Annotated in this window: 16 protein-coding genes and 1 pseudogene; all 17 read right to left on the reverse strand. The window is 30.1% G+C overall.

Going from position 1 to position 19588, the window contains the following annotated elements:
* Positions 1 to 5: 5 nt before the first annotated feature.
* Positions 6 to 1220 (reverse strand): beta 1-4 rhamnosyltransferase Cps2T, encoded by a 1215-nt coding sequence (cps2T, locus tag CAR_RS07715; protein WP_013711148.1) that lies wholly within the window; start codon positions 1218 to 1220, stop codon positions 6 to 8.
* Positions 1210 to 2148 (reverse strand): NAD-dependent epimerase/dehydratase family protein, encoded by a 939-nt coding sequence (locus CAR_RS07720; protein WP_013711149.1) that lies wholly within the window; start codon positions 2146 to 2148, stop codon positions 1210 to 1212. The genes cps2T and CAR_RS07720 overlap by 11 nt, the downstream gene beginning before the upstream one ends.
* A gap of 245 nt (positions 2149 to 2393) precedes the next feature.
* A pseudogene (locus CAR_RS13465) lies at positions 2394 to 2480 on the reverse strand (sugar transferase); the annotation flags it as partial.
* 388 nt (positions 2481 to 2868) lie between these two features.
* Positions 2869 to 4284 (reverse strand): sugar transferase, encoded by a 1416-nt coding sequence (locus tag CAR_RS07725; protein ID WP_013711150.1) that lies wholly within the window; start codon positions 4282 to 4284, stop codon positions 2869 to 2871.
* A 160-nt stretch (positions 4285 to 4444) separates the two neighbouring features.
* Positions 4445 to 5149, reverse strand: coding sequence for a CpsD/CapB family tyrosine-protein kinase (locus CAR_RS07730; RefSeq protein ID WP_013711151.1), 705 nt, complete (start codon positions 5147 to 5149; stop codon positions 4445 to 4447).
* Positions 5150 to 5161: 12 nt separating this feature from the next.
* Entirely contained in the window at positions 5162 to 5902 is a 741-nt protein-coding gene (locus CAR_RS07735; RefSeq protein ID WP_013711152.1) for a YveK family protein, read from the reverse strand.
* Positions 5903 to 6096: 194 nt separating this feature from the next.
* Positions 6097 to 6981 (reverse strand): UTP--glucose-1-phosphate uridylyltransferase GalU, encoded by an 885-nt coding sequence (galU, locus tag CAR_RS07740; RefSeq protein WP_041556424.1) that lies wholly within the window; start codon positions 6979 to 6981, stop codon positions 6097 to 6099.
* A gap of 39 nt (positions 6982 to 7020) precedes the next feature.
* Positions 7021 to 8187, reverse strand: a complete 1167-nt coding sequence (locus tag CAR_RS07745) for a nucleotide sugar dehydrogenase (protein ID WP_041556426.1) — start codon at positions 8185 to 8187, stop codon at positions 7021 to 7023.
* A 170-nt stretch (positions 8188 to 8357) separates the two neighbouring features.
* Positions 8358 to 9323, reverse strand: a complete 966-nt coding sequence (locus CAR_RS07750; protein ID WP_083806891.1) for an LCP family glycopolymer transferase — start codon at positions 9321 to 9323, stop codon at positions 8358 to 8360.
* A 171-nt stretch (positions 9324 to 9494) separates the two neighbouring features.
* On the reverse strand, positions 9495 to 12542 hold the full coding sequence (locus tag CAR_RS07755; protein WP_041556428.1) for a GW dipeptide domain-containing protein: 3048 nt from the start codon (positions 12540 to 12542) through the stop codon (positions 9495 to 9497).
* A gap of 364 nt (positions 12543 to 12906) precedes the next feature.
* Positions 12907 to 13920 carry a glycosyltransferase family 2 protein gene (locus tag CAR_RS07760; protein WP_013711157.1) on the reverse strand — a complete coding sequence of 338 codons (1014 nt, stop codon included), beginning with the start codon at positions 13918 to 13920 and terminating at the stop codon, positions 12907 to 12909.
* Between the two features lie 102 nt (positions 13921 to 14022).
* Entirely contained in the window at positions 14023 to 15198 is a 1176-nt protein-coding gene (locus CAR_RS07765; protein ID WP_013711158.1) for a glycosyltransferase family 4 protein, read from the reverse strand.
* Between the two features lie 47 nt (positions 15199 to 15245).
* Positions 15246 to 16184 carry a glycosyltransferase family 2 protein gene (locus tag CAR_RS07770; protein WP_013711159.1) on the reverse strand — a complete coding sequence of 313 codons (939 nt, stop codon included), beginning with the start codon at positions 16182 to 16184 and terminating at the stop codon, positions 15246 to 15248.
* A gap of 56 nt (positions 16185 to 16240) precedes the next feature.
* On the reverse strand, positions 16241 to 17305 hold the full coding sequence (locus CAR_RS07775; protein WP_013711160.1) for an EpsG family protein: 1065 nt from the start codon (positions 17303 to 17305) through the stop codon (positions 16241 to 16243).
* A 19-nt stretch (positions 17306 to 17324) separates the two neighbouring features.
* Positions 17325 to 18470, reverse strand: a complete 1146-nt coding sequence (locus CAR_RS07780; RefSeq protein ID WP_148229399.1) for a hypothetical protein — start codon at positions 18468 to 18470, stop codon at positions 17325 to 17327.
* A gap of 7 nt (positions 18471 to 18477) precedes the next feature.
* Positions 18478 to 18750: a hypothetical protein gene (locus tag CAR_RS13340; protein WP_013711162.1), complete on the reverse strand. Its 273-nt coding sequence runs from the start codon at positions 18748 to 18750 to the stop codon at positions 18478 to 18480.
* Positions 18751 to 18772: 22 nt separating this feature from the next.
* Positions 18773 to 19570 carry a glycosyltransferase gene (locus CAR_RS07785; RefSeq protein WP_238526681.1) on the reverse strand — a complete coding sequence of 266 codons (798 nt, stop codon included), beginning with the start codon at positions 19568 to 19570 and terminating at the stop codon, positions 18773 to 18775.
* Between the last annotated feature and the right edge of the window lie 18 nt (positions 19571 to 19588).

A 19588-nucleotide genomic window follows, 5' to 3' on the forward strand; every position in this document is an offset into this window, starting at 1 on the left:
TCCATCTATGTTCTATTATTAATACTTAAAAATGCATTTTCATATTCTGACACAATTTTGCTCCAGCTGTATGAATCCTTAATACGTATTTTCGCTCTTTTTCCAATTTTTTCAATTTCTGTTAAAGTCATTTTATCTGCTTTTTGAATTAAACTAGCTAAGTCCTTATTGTTTTTACTCCAATATATGGCCCCTTTTTCGCCAACTTCATAATTAAATCCAACATCTAATAACAGGTTTAAATCAGTAATAGCAAGAGATTCCAATAAAGATGGATTTGTTCCTCCTACTTCATGACCATGTAAATAACCAAAAGCATTTTCTCTTATTTTTTTTAAAAGTTCTTGATCATACACTGTGCCTGAAAATTTAATTCGCTTATCTCTATCAAAACTAGTAGATTTTTTTAACTTACTAAAAAAATCATTGTTTTCAATATTAGTTATCAATACAAAATCTTTTTCAGTATTAGACTTCATAAACTCGCGTATCATAGTTTCGTAATTATTTTCTGGTACAAACCTTCCTACTACAAGATAGTAATGTTTTGGTATAATATTATTTTTTTTATACCAATCTATAAGTATTCTATTACTATTTTCCAATTTTGATTTTTCAGTATCTGCCCCATATGCAATAAAACTTGTCTCAGGATTGTATTTTTTGTAATCATTTTTTATATATATTTCTATATTTTTGCTATCACAAATAAGTAAATCTGCATGCTTTACCATAAGACGTTCTGAAAATTTCCAATATTTTCTTACTAGAAAGTTCCACTTAGCTCTTTTCCATTCATGTCCATCTGGATTAACATAAATTTCGCCCCCAAATTTATTAATTTGTTTCTTATAATGACTAATGAAAGGTCCGATACGACAAGCTAAAATATAAATAATTGGTTTTTGTATATTCTTTTCTTTTATGTATTGTAAACAGTGTTTTAAAGATTTCAAATCATAAATAATAGCTTTAGCAGGGCCAATATCTGGAACCCCAATGTTAAAACAATCTGCATTATTATATTCAAAATTAGGTTCTAGAGTATTATAGTCCACTGAATTAACCATACAAGCTATATGATACTGAATATTCGAACTTTTTTTATAGTAAGTAAGATTTTCTACAAAAGATTCAAAACCACCATATTTTGCTGGTATTCCTTTCGATCCTATTATAAAAACATGTTGTTTTTTATTTTCATTATTATTAAATACCATACGTTTCCCTCATAAATTCTGCAGTTTTTTTAATTCCTTCTGTTAAATTAATTGTTTTGAATTCTCCATAATTCTCTTCATATTTATCTATGTCTAACACATTAGTTGGTACATCAACTGACCTGCTCGCGATATATTCTACACTTGCTTCTAATTGTAGGACACTTTGAATCGAATCTATAACTTCTTTTATGCTTTTACCTATTCCTGAACCAAGGTTAAATACTCGATCTTTACTATTACCATTTGCAATATTTATAATTCCATTTATAGCATCATCAATGTAAATAAAGTCACGAACTACTGTACCATCCCCAAATACTTGAATTTTTTCACCTAGTAAAATTTTGTATATAAAAGTTGTAACCGCTCCTTGAACTCCATTAGGTTTCTGATAAGGCCCATAAGGGTTTGCTAATCTTATTACTCTATAATCTAATTTATATAAATAGTTATATAAGTAGAGAACTTTTTCAATGGCTAACTTTTGAACTCCATATGTTGAAATTGGATTTGTACCCATTTCTTCTGTTAGTAGTTTTGTATTTGTCTTTCCATATACTGTTCCACCTGATGATAAAAACACAATTTTATTTACATTGTTTTTCACACATGCATCTAGCAAATGTATCGTAACAATTACATTTGCTTCAATTTCTCCAGCAATTTGTTTATTTGAATTAGAAGGAATTGAAGTACTTATCAAATGATATATCATATCTTGATTTTTTGTAAGATTTAAGAAATCCGTTTCCTTGTTAAAATTTCCTTTAGTTATTACAATATTTGAAAAATTTTGATTTAATATATGTGAAAAATTTGCGTTTTCTCTATCAAATAATGTTATTATATTATCCTTATCTTTTGCTAGTTTAAGTGTAAGATTACTTCCGATGAAACCAGCTGCTCCTAATATTAAAATATTCATTACCTTCACTCCGATTTCATATTCCTAATAAGTATATTTTAAAAGGCAATTTCGCTCTAAAATAATACTGAAAAGGTTTTTTATTAATATTTTCAAATTACCAAAAAAACTTGACTTAAAATAAAATTTATATCAAGTTCAACCATTTGATTAAATGATAACGAACTACGGCTCCTAGTTGCCACAACACTGTGATATCTCGAATAATAATTACCCATTTTATAGTAACTCGTGTACTCAGCAACTTAACAAACCGGTGTAGGACTTGGTCCAGCTAAGGTCATTTCATCTTTTAATACATTAATGAGTTGTGGTAATCCATCTAAAATATACTTTCGTAAAAAGAATCGATATTGGTTATCCTTTGGGCATTTCGATTTTAAACATGTCTACATTAACTTTGTTATACTTTAAAATTTTTTCTGATTTTCCTTCAGCATCACAATACATAGAATCAGTCCTTTATAGTGATTTTGAATAAGTTACCTTATCAGACATTATAAAAGTTTTTTTTGTAAAAAGTCAGTTTGACTAGGCCGGTTTGACAGTACAGATAATAAATACTATTTTCTGTACTAAAAAAATTCTACACTCTCAGTGTTTTTAATTGTCAGATTTCCCCTAACTTATCTCTACTATTTTTGGGTTTTCTAACTCAAATATTGTTTTTTCAAAATCTATACTTTCACAAACTCAAAATATAATTTTATGAGTATTAAGTTATACTGAACCTTTTTTTCTTAATACAACCCCTACTGTTTTAAAGAGAATTTTCAGATACAAACTCAAAGAAAAATTTTGGATATACTCTGTATCTAGTTTAACAACTTCTTCAAAATCAGTAATGTCACTTCTGCCACTTACTTGCCACATACCAGTTAATCCTGGTTTAGCCGCTAGTCTGCGCTTATGATGTAATTTGTATTTTTCATATTCATCAACTGTAGGTGGTCTTGTTCCCACAAGGCTCATATCACCTTTAAGAATATTTATACTCTGTGGTAGTTCATCTATCGAAACACGACGAATGAATTTACCAATTGGCATAATCCGTGGGTCGTTGTCCATCTTGAACATCAAACCAACCATCTTGTTATGTATCATCAATTCTTTTTTCCGTTCCTCAGCATCCATATACATAGATCGAAATTTGTAAATACGGAAACGTCTGCCATTTCTCCCCACTCTTTCTTGCGAGAAGAAAATTGGGCCAGGAGACTGAATATAAATAATCGGTGCAATTATGACAAATGCGATTATAGTTGCGAACAATCCGAACAATCCTCCACAGATATCAATAACTCTCTTTATAAATAACTGACGGTTGGTTGCCATTTTGATGCTTGTTGTTAAGACTGTAAAACCGTTAATTTCCTCAACCACCTTATTCGGCATCTCACTCGATAGGTGAGTCAAAGAAATATGAACTGTGACTCCCATTTCTACCAATTTAGTAGCTATTTCATCCATCTCATTATGTGAATTATGGAGATTGATAAAGACACCATCAACCGTATTTACTCGAAGATATTCATAAAGAGTATCATTATTCGCTACAACTGGGACTCCTTTAATTGTATGACTTTCCATATCGTCATCTACAATTACGAGCCCTTTCACGACATAATTATTATACTTTCCTTCTTGAAGCTGTCGCATTATTTTCTCTACTTCTACTTTTGTTGAAGTCACAACCAACATATATCGCAAATTTTTTTCGTTTGAATAAGCAAACAGCAATGCCTTCTTCACAAAAGCTCTGCCCATACAAGAAAAAATGATATTAATCCCAAATATTATGAAGAAAACACTGCGGGAATAATATACTGATTGCTGTGTCGCAAACAAATAGGAAGTTAACATTGCAAACAATATAAGGTTATGTTGCAAAACCGCTTTAAATTCTTTCAGATATCCCCTTTTCAATATCCCTGAATACTCCTCAGTGAAAAAAACAATAAAGATATGCAAAATAGGAAGAATTACACCTAACACTGAATAGTTAGGTGTTTCGATTAGTGAGGAGAAACCGAAACGAATTTTATATGCACTAATAAATGCAGCTTCCAATAATAAAATATCAAATAACATGAAATCAAAATGCTTTAACCAACCACTATTCGCTATTTTATACATCCTACAACCCTCTCAACACTTGACTAATGATATTTTTCATGCAATTTTCACAAAAATCATACTGGCTTGATCTGGAAATTATTCCCCTCCATTTTTGGCAATTAAGATATTCCTAGTTTCTTGATTTATCCCTTATGACACAGAAGAACACATTCGTATTTTATTCTTCTCCATAATAGTAATAATAATTATCTCCTTTTAATTCTACTCGATTTAATACTACACCAATAACATTTGCGTTTACTTTTTCAAGTAAGTTTTTTGATTTTGTTACCATTTCTTTATCTGCACCATCTTTGTTAACAACAAAAATGGTGCCATCTGTTTTACTTGACATCACTTGAGCATCCGTAACTGCGATAACAGGTGGCATATCAAAAATAATCAAGTCAAATAGTTCTTCGAATTCTGACATTAATTGATTCATTCGGTTTGATGCTAATAACTCAGACGGATTTGGTGGAATAACACCACTTGTAATAACAAATAATCCTTCTGTATCTAAGCGATGAGCGATATCTTTTATTTCAACATCTCTTTCAGTCAATAATGTTGTCAAACCATCACGATTAGGCAAACGAAATGTTTTATGGACTGTCGGTTTACGCATATCCGCATCAACGATTAAAACTTTTTTGCCTTGCATAGCAAAAGTAACAGCTAAATTAGCTGATATTGTTGATTTACCTGCGCCAGGTCCAGCTGACGTAATAACTAGTGTCTTGAGATTTTTATCTACCATTGAAAATTGAATATTGGTACGTATCGTTCTAAATTGTTCAGCAATTACTGAACTTGGTCTTGTTAGTGTAACTAAACTTGGTCGTTCGTTATTATCAAGTTTTTTTTCTTTTTTGTTAAACATCTCTATCACCTCTTATACTCTACTTTTTGTTCTTCTTGAATTTACCTCTGGTCGCTTAACTTTTACTTCAGCATGCAATTCATCATTTGACATTTCAGAAACACTTCCTAATACTGACCAGCCTAATGTTTCTGTAATGAAACGTTCATCTCTGACAGATTTATCCATAAATTCTAGTACGAAGGCAATTCCCACACCTAATATTACTCCAACTAGTGAACCTATCACTAAATTCAATAGATTATTTGGTGAAATTTGATTTGTATTAGGGACAGCTTCAGAAATAATCGTCACGTTTTCCACATTCATGATGTTTCCAATGCCATCTTGAAATGTTGTTGCAACGGAATTTGCAATCTCTGCAGATTCGTATGGGCTTTCATCAGTTACAGTTAATGAAAAAACCTGTGAGTTTTCTTGCGTTGTAATTTCTATTTTCTCAGATAATTCAATTGTAGTTAATTTTGTTCCTAAATTTTCTCGGACTTCATTTAAAATAACTGGTCCTTTTATAATATCTTTGTATGTATTGATCATTTGCACATTAGAGTTGATATCATTCAGTTGCAGTCCTTCTGTGGATTCTGTTGTACGATTGACCAATATTTGAGTTGTTGCATTGTATTGTGGTGTTGCGATGAAAAAGGTAAATCCAGCTGCTACTATTAAACCAATTAGACTTAAACTAACTACCATTGACAAACGTTTCTTTAGTGTAGCAAATAATTCTGATAAACTAATTTCTTCTTCCATGTTTTCCTCCTGCGTATACCTTTTTTTGATAACTGATTTTATTTTCAGCGACATTAAATAGTATACCATATCAATTTTGACTGTGAACTATAATTTTTATTTTTTTATAAATATCATCTCAACATTCACAGTAATTTGTATTGTTGGTATTCTAAAAAAAGTAAAGAGCTTATTTAAGCTCTTTACTTTTTGCATTACTCTCTGCCATCTAGTTCCTTACTTAATTGAATAATGTATTCTTTTAAATTATCTTTTATTTCTTTATGTTCAAGTCCATATTCAATATTAGTCATCATATAACCGAACTTGTCTCCAACATCATAGCGTTTCCCTTTGAATTCATGAGCTAAGACTTGTTGTGTTTTGTTTAATGTTTCAATTGCATCTGTTAATTGTATTTCATTTCCAGCACCAGGTTCTTGATTTTCTAATACTTCAAAAATTTCAGGTGTTAATAAGTAACGCCCAATGATCGCTAAATCACTCGGAGCATCTTCTGGTTTTGGTTTTTCAACAAAGTGACTAACTTTATACAAGTCTGTAGAAACTTCTCCATCAATGTCAACAATTCCATACTTAGAAGTCTCTTTATGCGGTACACGCATCGTAGCTAGTACCGAAGACCCGGTTTCATCGTAGTGATTCATCAATTGTTTTGTTAACGGAATGTCATCAGTCATTAAATCATCACCAAGTAACACAATAAACGGTTCGTTTCCTATGAAACTTTTCCCATGTAAAACTGCATCTCCAAGGCCTTTAGGATACGATTGACGAACGAAATGTAATTTAATTTTCGTTGTACTTTCAACTAATTTAAGCAATTCGTATTTTTCTTTCATTTGAAGATTTTGCTCTAATTCAAAGTTAGAATCAAAATGATCTTCAATCGACCGTTTGCTTCTTCCAGTAACGACCAAGATTTCTTCAATCCCTGAATCAATCGCTTCTTCAATAATAAATTGAATAGTCGGTTTATCCACGATTGGGAGCATTTCTTTGGCAGTAGCTTTAGTAGCTGGTAAAAAACGTGTTCCTAATCCTGCTGCGGGAATAACAGCTTTTCTTACTTTTGACATATCTTTTACCTCCATTATATTCTTTCATACACTTAATTATTAATCAGTATGAAATAAATCTCGTGTATAGACTTTTCCTTGTACATCCATCAACTCTTCCGCTAAGCGATTTGAAACAATTACATCTGACACTTTTTTAAATTCTTCAAAATCACGAATAACTTTTGAATTATAGAAGGTTTCGTCTTTCATAACAGGTTCATAAATGACCACTTCAATTCCTTTTGCTTTAATCCGTTTCATGATGCCTTGTATAGATGAAGCTCTAAAATTATCGGAATCCGTTTTCATAGTCAAACGGTAAATACCGACTACTTTTGGATCAAGTTTTATAATCATATTTGCCACATGATCTTTGCGTGTGCGATTCGCATCCACAATCGCTCCAATAATGTTATTCGGTACATCTTCATAATTAGCAAGCAACTGTTTCGTATCTTTCGGCAAGCAATAACCGCCATAACCGAATGAAGGATTGTTGTAATGTGTACCAATTCTTGGGTCTAATCCTACACCTTCAACAATCGATTTTGTGTCCAAACCTCTAACTTCTGCATACGTATCTAATTCATTAAAATAAGCTACACGCAATGCTAAATACGTATTAGAAAATAATTTAACAGCTTCAGCTTCAGTTGAATTCATGAATAAAACATCAATGCTTTCTTTAATGGCAGCTTCAACTAATAAGTCTGCAAAAACTTCAGCTGTTTCTGAGTTTTCTCCTACAATTATACGTGATGGATAAAGGTTATCATAAAGTGCTTTTCCTTCACGTAAGAATTCTGGAGCAAAAATAATATTGTCTACACCATATTTTTCTTTCGTTTCTTTAGTGTATCCCACAGGTACAGTTGATTTGATAATCATTGTCGCTTTTGGATTGTATTTAAGAACATCTTCGATAACACCTTCGACTGTTGACGTATCAAAGTAATTCCTTTTATCATCATAGTTTGTCGGTGTAGCGATGATAACGTACTGAGCACCTTGGTAAGCAGTTGTTTTATCCATTGTAGCTTTTAAATCCAACTCTTTTATTGCTAAGTATTCTTCAATCTCTTTATCTACAATAGGAGACTTTTTATTATTGATTAATTCTACCTTTTCTTCAATAATTTCTAATGCTGTTACTTCATTGTGTTGTGCTAAAAGAACGGCATTGGATAGTCCAACGTATCCCGTTCCAACTACTGTAATTTTCAAATTGATTACTCCTTTAATTTTTATATTAAACAAAACTGGAAAATTAAAACTAACAGGTTAATAATAGCAGATTACTTATATAAAAACAATCAGTTCCACTGTCCTCACACACTTTTATATGAACTTGCTTAAAATAAAAAGACACTACAAAGCACATAGTGTCTCCATTGTTAATTTAGTTTCAGTTGTTCTTTCAATATTCCAGAAACTCTGCTCATTTCTTCATCCGAAACAATTCCATAGTATATTCCATCAATTGTTGTACCCTCAGCTTTTAATTGAACTTGCTCAATGTTTCCTGCTGCTGAACGATAATTATTAAATATTTTTACCATATCGTTAAATTCAAGATTTGTTTGCATATTATTCTCTAAAGAACCTAAAATGTCTTGATAATTTGAAATTGTTGATAAAGAAGCCACTTTTTCTAACGTTGCTTGGATGACTTGTCGTTGTCGTTCTTGACGGCCATAATCTCCATTTGGATCTTCATAACGCATTCTAGAATAAGCAAGTGCAGTTTTACCGTCTAGTGAAATAGATTCACCTTCTGTAAAGTTATACCCTTCATATGAGAATGTTAATGGGCTGGTGACTTGAACTCCTCCAACTGCGTCAACAATATCTTGTAATCCTTTCATGTTCACTTCAACATAATAATCGATTGGAATATCCAACATATTTTGTACAGTATTTACTGACATGGATGTTCCACCAAATGCATAGGCATGATTGATTTTATCAGTTGTTCCGTGACCTACGATTTCAGTACGTGTATCACGAGGAATACTAACCATTGTTGCTTTATTTGTAGTTGGATTTACAGTCATGACCATCATTGTGTCTGAACGTCCTTGCTCAGTTCTTCCTAAATCTCCTGTATCCACACCCAACATTAAAATAGAGAACGGTTCTTTTTTGCTTATATCAACAGTACTTCCACGAACCTCTTCTGTTTCAACATCTTTATAAATTTTTTCAGTTGTTCCAGCTACATCACTATAAATTTTCCAAACAAACACGCCTAATGCAATAAAAACTACTAATACAATAATCAGAAAAATTTTCAAACCTTTTCTCTTTTTCTTTGGTTTGTTACTTGAATTACCTCTCATTTCAGATCTTGATTGTGACATTTCTTCACCCTTTTCTTGACAGTCTTTATAAACAGTCACATTAATTATATGTACTTTTCTTTTTTATTGTACCAGTAGAATAATATTTTGCAATTATAATTTTAATAATATTAAAAAAAGGATAACTCCGAACTTAATTCGAAATTATCCTTTCTTAATTTTAATTTTTTATTAGTTAAGGCTTTTTTTATCTACCCAGCCTAAAGTAACACCATCTAATGAAATTAAAACATATTTACCATTTCCAGTTTCTTTCATAACGTCCACTTTTTTCCCAATAAAATTATTGGTCTTTGCAACCGTTTGATAGCCTTTAGTTCCCCATGGCTTAGTATCAATTGAAAAAGCTGATTTTGCTACAACAGCACTATATGAAACATTTTTAGATGAGGGAATAGCAGCATCCACTGTATACAGCTGTATAGCTTTTCTATCTACCCAGCCTAATGATTGTCCATTTGTTTCGATTAATACATAAGATCCTTTTTGTTTTGTTACTTTAACAGGAGTCCCAACATAATCTGTAGTTTTCCCAACGGTTTGATATCCAGAAGTTCCCCATGGTTTAGTATCAATTGAAAAAGCTGATTTCGAAACAATTCCAGTAAATGAAACTGAATTTGCTCCTGTAATATCTGTTACAACATTATATGACTTCAAAGCATTTTTATCTACCCATCCTATTGCTTCTCCATTAACAGAAATCAGAACATAACTATTTTTTTTTCTGATGACATCAACTTCAGTACCTACATAATCAGTAGTTTTAGCGATCGTTTGGTATCCAACAGTACCCCATGGCATTGTATCAATGGAATATGAATTTTTATCAACAACTGCTTTATAATTAACTGGTTGAGATGATGCAATATCCGTCACAACTTCATAAATTTTTAATGCTTTTTTGTCTACCCAACCTAATAACTTTTCATCATGAGAGATTAGAACATACTGGTTATTATTTGTTTGTTTTACTACTTCAATTGTTCTGCCTAGATAATCAGAAGTTTGGTTAAGTGTATGGTATCCACTCATCCCCCATGGTTTAGTATCAATTGAATAGCCCGCTTCATTAATAATTGCTTCATATGAAGTAGTATGTGAAGCGGGAATATTTACTTCAACATCATAAGTTGATATAGCATTGCTATCCACCCAACCTAGCAATTTACCATTCAAGGAAATCAATGAATAAGTTCCATTCTTAGCTTCTTTAACGACTTCAATTTCTTGTCCAACATAATCCGTAGATTTAGCCAAAGTTTGATATCCAGAAGTTCCCCATGGTAGCGTATCGATTGAGTAACCTGATTTAGAAATTTTTGCTTTGTAACTAACCGGTACTGAAGATGATACATCTCCTATTTTCGTAGACATTTCTAAAGCTGTTTTATCTACCCAACCTAGTACATTTCCATTATAAGTTACCAATGCATATTTTCCATTTGAAGTTTCTTTTGTAACTTTTACTTCCGAACCTAAATAAGTATTTGTTTTGTCTAACGTCTGGTATCCAGCGGTACCCCAAGGTCTAGAATCTATTGTATAACCGCTTAAAGATATTAATGCATTATATGAAACATTTACCGTATCTTTCAAATCTGAATCAACAATATATGAGTCATATTGAGTTAAATTATACTGCTCAATGATGTTATTAACCTTAACATTATATTGCGTATCAGTAGCATAAGTTCCAGTAAGAAACTTTGTAGCATCTTTATAAGAGTTTGTATTTTTAACCCATGCTTTGGCATAAAAATTAGGAGATCCTGTTAACCCAGTTCTAAGCAAATCAGCATAATCCATCATTGATTCATAATAAGAAGGATAATCTCTAAAATTAGCAGTAATGTTTATAATACCGCCATTTACATCTTCCCAAGTTCCCATCGGAATTGTTTGACCATTATACGATCCTTTAATTCCAAATAAATTATAGTATGGTGGAGAAGCAAGTAAACTTTGACCAAATGCACTTTCATGTGCAGCTTGAGCAATCATTACAGATGCATACAATTGGTCTTTGCCATATGCGTTTGCAATCTCTACAGCATAAGGCGTTATAAAATCTATAAATTCTTGATTTGTTTTGAAAGGACGAGGTTGAGCTTGATTATTTCCTTTATTATCATTTAAGTATTTTTCATAAGCAGCTTTTGTTACATTAATTTTTTGCCCTACACTAATTACATTCGCATTTTTTATTTGAGGATTCCAATCTAGTAATTGTGCTAATGAAATGCCAAATGAACTTGCAATGGCTCCAGAAAAATCTCCAGACTTAACTGTATAAACACCATTTACGGCAGTACGTGTAGCTGTGGTCTTAGCCATAGTAAATGTTTGTATCGTATTAGTTTTAGGAATTTCTTTTTCAGTTACAGTTTCTTTTACTGCATTCGGTACTTTTGTTGGTTCTTCTATTACTGGCGCTGATTTTCCTTCTTCACTCGGTAATTCTGTTGGTTCTTCTACTATTGGCGTTGATTCTTCACCTTCACTTGGTACCTTTATTGGTTCTTCTACTACTGGCGTTGATTCTTCCTCTTCGCTTGGTACTTCTGTTGGTTCTTCTACTACTGGTGCTGATTCTTCCTCTTCGCTTGGTATTTCTGTTGGTTCTTCTACTACTGGTGCTGATTCTTCCTCTTCGCTTGGTATTTCTGTTGGTTCTTCTACTACTGGCGTTGATTCTTCGGCAGTGGGTTTTTCTGCTTCAGATACATCATCATTTACAGGTTGCTCAATTATCTCTAATTGTTGAATAAGATCTGCTAATGGAAACTCTACAGAATATGTATTATCTTGATTATCTTTTATAAAAGCTCTCACAGACGAAGCTTCTGCTAACTCTTTAATCTCTATTTCAAAGTTGCCGTCTTCATTTGAGATACCCATAAACTTTTCAGTATCATCAATGACAAGAATAACTTCACTATTTTCTAATGTATTACCTGATACTTTATATGTTTTTTCATCTATTTGAGTAATGGTTATTTGTTCAATCAAATCTTTAACTTCTACCTTATTTTCACCTTCCATGCTATAAGCAGTAATGTCTTCAATAACAATTGCATTATTGACTAATTCAATATTATTTATTATTTCAGGCTGTTTTGCTTCAGCTGCGTAGATAACTTCTTGATTTGTTCCTAATGACAATAACATTCCACTAGACAAGGTAAAAAACAACTTTTTTCTATTATTTTTTTTCAACTAACAATCCTCCAAACATATTATAAAAAAATGATACCATTCTAGTATAACATATGAAAGTTAACAAAATTAAATTACATTGTTCTTTTATTAAAACAGTTAATAGTTGTTCACATTCTATTAATAAATGAAAAAAGACCAGTATAAACTGACCTTTTTTCATTTACAACTAACTATTTTTCATATACATTTTTGAAATCAATTTGAACCTATAATACCAATTTTATAAACTGTTACACCCTATAAAATGAATTAATAATCTAATCCTCAATAAAAAAAGAATAATATAAGATAATTAACGAGTAAAACAAATAAATTAGAAAATTCTATTTTTTTTTAAGTGCATCAATTCTTACAATCTATTTCAGCTCAGAGTTTTAATTTTTCTAATTGTAATTAATACCTTCTGTAATATTCTGTATATTTCTGGATGTTTAAAATAAAAAATATATTTTCTATATACACTATACCCATTGTTTATAATTATAAGTTTAATATTTTTTAATTGTATATAATTATTTTTTCTATCTTTTAAACTCATTTTCATACAATAGATAATACATTGGCCTAGAAGATGATTAACTCTACTATTAAGAGCATCATCCATTTCTACAGTAGTTTCTTCTAAATGACTATTAAATTCTATAGTTTTTTGAATAACTTTGGTAAGAGATTCAATACGACGTTCATAATTTAGGGATGTTATAGTAGAATCCAAACGTATTCTTCGATAAAATAACTTATCCTTAATGCATTTAACTTTTTTACTCTTCATTAAAAGTTGGTAACTAAACAATTCATCCTCATGTATAATGCCTTCTAGAAAATAAACACTATTTTCTAGAAGCACTTTTTTCTTTATAAATTGCAAGCAAGGCGATGCGTAAAAATCTTTATTTACTGTCATTTCTATAAATAAATCTTGTCCATTTAATGTTTTGTCATATACCTTATTTCTTTCATAGTTCATATTTCCAATTTTCATGTTATCTACAGATTTATCAAAAAAAGATTTCCCTTCAAATAAAATTAATTCTAAATCTTCTTTAACTGCTAAATTATATAGGTGCTCCATGGCTAAATCAGGTATTAAATCATCACTATCTAAAAAATAAATATATTTGCCTTTTGCATTTTGAATGCCTTTATTTCTAGCCTTACTTTGACCAGCATTTTCTTGATAATAACCTAGTATATTAGTATAAGATTTTGTATAATTTTTAATAATCTTACTTGACTGATCCGTAGATCCATCATCAATAAGAATCAACTCAATATCCGGGAAATTTTTTTGAGAAATTACACTTTCAATACAATCTTCCAGATAGTTTTCAACGTTATAAACAGGTACAATAACCGAAATCTTTACATTCCCCATATTTTAATAGCCCTTCTCTCTTACATAAATACATCAACTTAAATAATAGAGCCATTCCTAAACTATACTTATAAATAACAATAAAATTTCGCAATAAGTATACTAAAAATTTTCAGAATAGATTTCACTTAACTTTTCCATGTATCCTTTAACTGAATGATTTTTTGATACCGCATCATATGATTGTATGCTTTTTTCTTTAATTTGTTGCGGATTCTCTAAAATTTCTAAAACAATTTTTTCCAGTGAATTTTGTAGATGAGCTCGTAGTGTTTGCTTTTTGGTAATGCTACTCACTTCAACTTCACCTGAATTATCTAGAGGAAGCTGAATCATCCATCCAATAGTAGTATTATTTATTTCTGGAAGAGCCCGAACATTAGTTGTGATAACAGGGCAGCCAGATGCTTGAAATTCTAAAACTGAGTAGCCATAAGTATCTGCCCAAGTTGGCAACAAGCCCACATCACTATTTTTCATCATCTCAAGTAACTTTTTATTGTCTAAACTTTCGTAAAAATTTATCCAATCTGTATTTCTTAGTTTATTTTTCATCTCTTGTATTTCTTCTTCAGTATCTTGATATTTACCAAAAGCATAATTATAGCTTTTGCCTAGGGAAACAATTGTTAGTTCAAAATCGAAATGATGCTCTTCTTTAATCTTGGAAAATACATCTAGTATCTCTTTACCACCTTTACGAGTAAAGTCTTTTCCAACAAACAAAAATTTTAAAATAGAGTTAACTACCTTTAGCTCCACTTCCGATTTTTCCATCAATTTCTCTTGTGGTGGGTTTATTTGAATCATTTTTTTCTTAATAATATTTTTATATTGTGGAAAAAATTCTAAAAAATTCAATTCCATTTCATAGTTATTTTTAGATAACGATATCACTTTTTTGCAATGATCTTTTGCTAATATTTTCACATATTTTTCTGTTCTATTCTTTTCTTTTATACTCTTTTTAGCAGGGTTTTTATTGTTTAAAAATGATGTTGCCGAAGTTCGAGGAATGTAAGTTTCAAAAGTTGAAATCCATGGGATTTTTTTATTCGTAACAGTGTTAAAAAGATGTAATCCGTCTACACCTTCATTGTTAAAAACTATATCTTTAAAATAAACTACTGCATTTCTACCTATAAGGGGGATTCTTTTTAATGCTGTATGTGGATAATAAGTATTTAAACTTTTCACTTTTTTTAATGGGTGAAGATTACCATTTATAATAGTTCTTCTTTCAGGATATGAATCATTAGTATAACCTATTCTTTTCATTGGGCACCTCTCTTTTAAGAATAATTCATTTACTTATTCGAAATTGCCTAATCATTATTTTTCATCATATAAATAATAATTTTCCAAGTATATGGTCTAAATTTAGTTGTTACAGATAAATTTTGATATCTTATTTTTATTTCTAGTCTTCTTTGTGTTCTGCTAAGATTTTTGTCAGAAGCAATACCAAGTAGAATATAGTTTAATATAAAACTTTCATACGCTAGTTTTGAGAAAAATTCTTTATGGGTTTCTAACCACTGTTCAGTAAAGTTCCATCTATTAATATACCCAACTCTAGAATCCATGGGTACATCAGAATGATAAATTATCTTTGGATCTTCAACTTGTATTATTGTTAAATCATAGCTATTATCGACATTTAGCAACCAGTCCCAATCCTGATGCTTGATCAGTCCTTTAGTAAAAGGCGTTTCAATCAGAATGTGTTTGGGAACAAGCACGGTTGAAGTTTGAATAAATCCTATATTTTTTAATCCTTTTGTTTCAAATAAATAGTCGGAAATTGTTTTTTTACCGCTATTTTTATAATCAACATTTGGTAATTTATCATATTTTTTTTGATTTGGCTTTTTATATCTTTCTAGTGACGTAAAGCATAGAAAATCATCATCAATTGACAATTGATTTTTATTAATTAAATCCATCTGACTACTTAATTTATCACTAAACCATTCATCATCATCGTCTAACAGACCTATTAATTCTCCATTAGCTTTTTTTACACCTATATTTCTTGCTTCACTTCCACCAACTTTAGTATTTGTTTGAATCAAATTAATTTCTATATTACTCATTTTTTTAGCTTGTTCAATATATTCTCCAGTTCTAGCAGAGAATCCATCCACAACAACGACAATCTCTATATTTTTATAGTCTTGTTTAATAACGCTCTCAATTGCTCTTTTTAAAAAGAACGGTCTATCAAATGTAGGTATTACAACACTAATTAGTGGTTCATTCATTCAATTCATCCTTTAATTTTAATTCTTATTATACTAATAACAAATTTCAAAAAATCCTAAAAACTGAAAATAGTCTCATAAGGTATATAGTCTATATACGTTCCAGAAATAATAAATATTAAACAAAAGACTACAAAAGTAAATCCAAAAAATAGAAATAGGTTAATTAATTTATTTTTACTAAAAGATGAAAATAAAGTTGGTACAATAAGTATTTCACTAGTAGAAAATAAAGTACCTAATCTCCCACCCACAGTACTTAAAGTTCCAGTAAATATTAATATTAAGGACGCTATAAAATATATTTTTAGTAATAAATTAAATCTATCCTTTTCTTCTTGTATTTTTGGATAAGCTAAAAATACTGCTGCAAAAAAAAGAACTAATTGCATCCACAATATTGGATTAAAAATCCATTGTCCATTTGTATAATTTGGGCTAGTAAAATAGGCATTGTACCGATCAGGAATTGCCCAAATATATATTTGGGGAATTTGTACAATTATTCCAATTATGAGACTAATACTTAATAGAGAAAATATATTTTTTAATGTCAAATGCTTGAATAGATAGTGAAAAATATAAACAATTATAAATGACAAAGCTGTTATGTGAAATAACGAAGCTATAAAAGTAATAAGTAAAAATTTAAATGGCTTTTTATTTAATATATATGGTATAGAGTATAAGATTATAATACATGCCATTGCAGATCTAATTTGTCCCATATCACGAACCAAAAAAAATCTAGCATAATAATAAAGTAATACTAAAGAAGGAAATGGAGTGAATTTATAAACGAAATTAGTTAGTAAAATTAAGCTCACGAAAGAAAAAAATAATATAAATGTATAATAATTAAAGCCCATAGACTTAAAAAGATAATTTAAAAATAGAAAACCACTTTCTGCTTCTATTTTCCCATTAAAAACATCAGAGAATTTTTCAATCTCTGAATAAAATTTTCCATATGAGTTAAAATCATATCCTGTATAAAAACGGAATCCCGCTACGATAGCAAGTATACTACCAGTTATAATAGAGATCTTTTTATTTCTCAATACTACTTCGATAGTCGCTAAAATAAGCAAGATAACAAAAATACTTACATAAAAAAACATATTGGGCCTCCGTTATTTATCATATTAAAATCACTTTTATCTCACTTTTATAAATCTTCAGTAATTCTCTTTGTGTTTCATACCATTTCTTCGTAGTATAATGCTTTTTACATATGATTATAACTTCATCAAATGATAATGTAGGATTAACTGATGATACAGAACTACTAAATAGAATAGAATTTTGATTTTTCTTAGTTTTCATATTAGGTTTATCCATTAACTTTTCAACAATATAATTGTCTAATTCTTCTTCAGAAAGTATAAGTTTTGTATCTCTTTCTGGATGAAGTATTGCATGTATCATTTGATCATACTTTTCATTTTTATTCTGATATTTGTTATTGCTTATATTCAATATTGTATCATTATCTTTGAAAGCAAACCCGTATATATCGGTAACTTCTTTTTTTAATAAGTTTCTGATTAGTGCTATAATAATCCCACCAAAAATACTGATTAATAAAGCTATAGCAGTGTACAAAATGATTTTTTTGTAAGAAAATCTTTCTTCAACATTAATATCTAAATCAGAATTAGGGATTGACTCTGATTCAATTTCGTAGCTCTTAATTACTTCAGGTTCCGTGACAACATAAACCGTTTTGTTATCAAAGAAAGAACTATCCTCATTAGAAATCATATTAAAATAAGCATCTGCAATCAACTGATTTTTTTGCTTATCTCCTGTTCCAACTTTTAAAGTCATTACTTGGGTATTTGGATTTAGTGTTACTTGAACTGCAAGTTCAGGACTAGGATCAATAGAAGTACCCGTTTCTTCTTCAATTTTTTTAAGTACATCTTCAGAAGTTAAAAGTTCATTCATTAATGAATTAGCTAAAAAGGGCTCACCTACATCGTTTTCCATATAGAAACTAAAAGCCATTCCTTCATCTTTTTGAAGATTTTTCATAATTAATTTTATCTCTTCAGGTTCTAGTTGTGCCTCAAAAGGTATATCCTGATTCAGTTCACTAAGTTTAACTTCTTGTTTTTCTAAAATATTAGTATTCTCATCAATTTTACTGTCTGTGTAAATTGTATAACCTATGCCTAATAAAAATATAGAAAAGAACAAAACTGTCGTGGTGATAATTATTTTTATATTATCTTTAAGAAAAAATACTAATTCATCTAAAGTAGGTAAATTCTTCAAGTACATGTCCTCCTCATTTTGAGTAAATTTCATCTAATAACATAGCTGTATATTTCATATCATATTGTGATAATTCCGGAAGAGGCTCATTACCGTATGGTTTTTCGAGTATTATTTCAGCCCACTTTTCTACACTTTCTTCTAATTTAATAAAGTGGACATTTTTAGATAGTTTTGTTTCAGAAGAAACTTCAGTTGAAAGAATTAATTTAATATTTGCTGCTTGAGCTTCTACAGCTGAAATTGGTAACCCTTCATACAAAGAAGGCATTGCAAGAACATCCATAGCTGTTAATAAATTTGGAATATCATCTCTTATACCTAAAAATAAGACTTTTTTTTGTTAGTTTTTTTGAAAGAACTTTTTCTTCTATTTTATTCCGTAAAGAGCCTTCACCTATTAAGATTAGAAAACTATTAGGATTTTTCTGAACTATCTCTTCAAAAATATCAATTAGGAAAAAATGATTTTTTTGCTCTTCGAACCTTCCTATGTTTCCTACAACAAAAGCTTCTTTAGGTATATTTAGGCTTTTTCTAATAATTTCTTTTTTTACAGGTACATTCCGATACATATCTATATCAATGCCATTAGGAACAAAAATAAACGGTTGATTTTCACCATAAAGACCAACCCCTGCTTCAGTTGAACAAGCTAAATAATCAGTTGCATTCACTTTCATCAAATAATCAAAAATTTTACGCGCTGTGGTCAAAAATAAATTACTTTTTTTCCCATCTTTGGTAGCATGACTATGAATAATTCTTTTTTCAATCCCAGCCCACTTAGCTAATAATAAATTTAGTCCTCCACCAAAAAACACTTCATTATGAACTATGTCAAAATGTTTTTCTTTCAATAAAGCATTAACACCTTTTATATATCCAACAATATTTTTTTTAGGATTAGGGACAGCGTATATATGACCACCCAACTCATGAATTTCTGCATTGTATGGTTTAACATCTACAAAATCGTTGTAAATTAAAAAATCAAATTGAAATTTTGAGCGATCAATATTACGGTAAGCATTCATCATAAAAGTTTCAGCTCCGCCTTTTCCCATCCGTCCTTGAAAATGGAGAACTCTCAATGGTTTGTTCATTATTTTCTCAAACCTTTC

Origin of the sequence: Carnobacterium sp. 17-4, from assembly GCF_000195575.1 — a bacterium.
In the GTDB taxonomy this organism is placed as follows: domain Bacteria; phylum Bacillota; class Bacilli; order Lactobacillales; family Carnobacteriaceae; genus Carnobacterium_B.

Coding starts and splice junctions, on each gene's coding strand:
- cps2T (WP_013711148.1), bottom strand. CDS start 1,220: ATGGTATTTAATAATAATGAAAATAAAAAACAACATGTTTTTATAATA.
- CAR_RS07720 (WP_013711149.1), bottom strand. CDS start 2,148: ATGAATATTTTAATATTAGGAGCAGCTGGTTTCATCGGAAGTAATCTT.
- CAR_RS07725 (WP_013711150.1), bottom strand. CDS start 4,284: ATGTATAAAATAGCGAATAGTGGTTGGTTAAAGCATTTTGATTTCATG.
- CAR_RS07730 (WP_013711151.1), bottom strand. CDS start 5,149: ATGTTTAACAAAAAAGAAAAAAAACTTGATAATAACGAACGACCAAGT.
- CAR_RS07735 (WP_013711152.1), bottom strand. CDS start 5,902: ATGGAAGAAGAAATTAGTTTATCAGAATTATTTGCTACACTAAAGAAA.
- galU (WP_041556424.1), bottom strand. CDS start 6,981: ATGTCAAAAGTAAGAAAAGCTGTTATTCCCGCAGCAGGATTAGGAACA.
- CAR_RS07750 (WP_083806891.1), bottom strand. CDS start 9,323: ATGTCACAATCAAGATCTGAAATGAGAGGTAATTCAAGTAACAAACCA.
- CAR_RS07760 (WP_013711157.1), bottom strand. CDS start 13,920: ATGGGGAATGTAAAGATTTCGGTTATTGTACCTGTTTATAACGTTGAA.
- CAR_RS07765 (WP_013711158.1), bottom strand. CDS start 15,198: ATGAAAAGAATAGGTTATACTAATGATTCATATCCTGAAAGAAGAACT.
- CAR_RS07770 (WP_013711159.1), bottom strand. CDS start 16,184: ATGAATGAACCACTAATTAGTGTTGTAATACCTACATTTGATAGACCG.
- CAR_RS07775 (WP_013711160.1), bottom strand. CDS start 17,305: ATGTTTTTTTATGTAAGTATTTTTGTTATCTTGCTTATTTTAGCGACT.
- CAR_RS07780 (WP_148229399.1), bottom strand. CDS start 18,470: ATGTACTTGAAGAATTTACCTACTTTAGATGAATTAGTATTTTTTCTT.
- CAR_RS13340 (WP_013711162.1), bottom strand. CDS start 18,750: ATGGATGTTCTTGCAATGCCTTCTTTGTATGAAGGGTTACCAATTTCA.
- CAR_RS07785 (WP_238526681.1), bottom strand. CDS start 19,570: ATGAACAAACCATTGAGAGTTCTCCATTTTCAAGGACGGATGGGAAAA.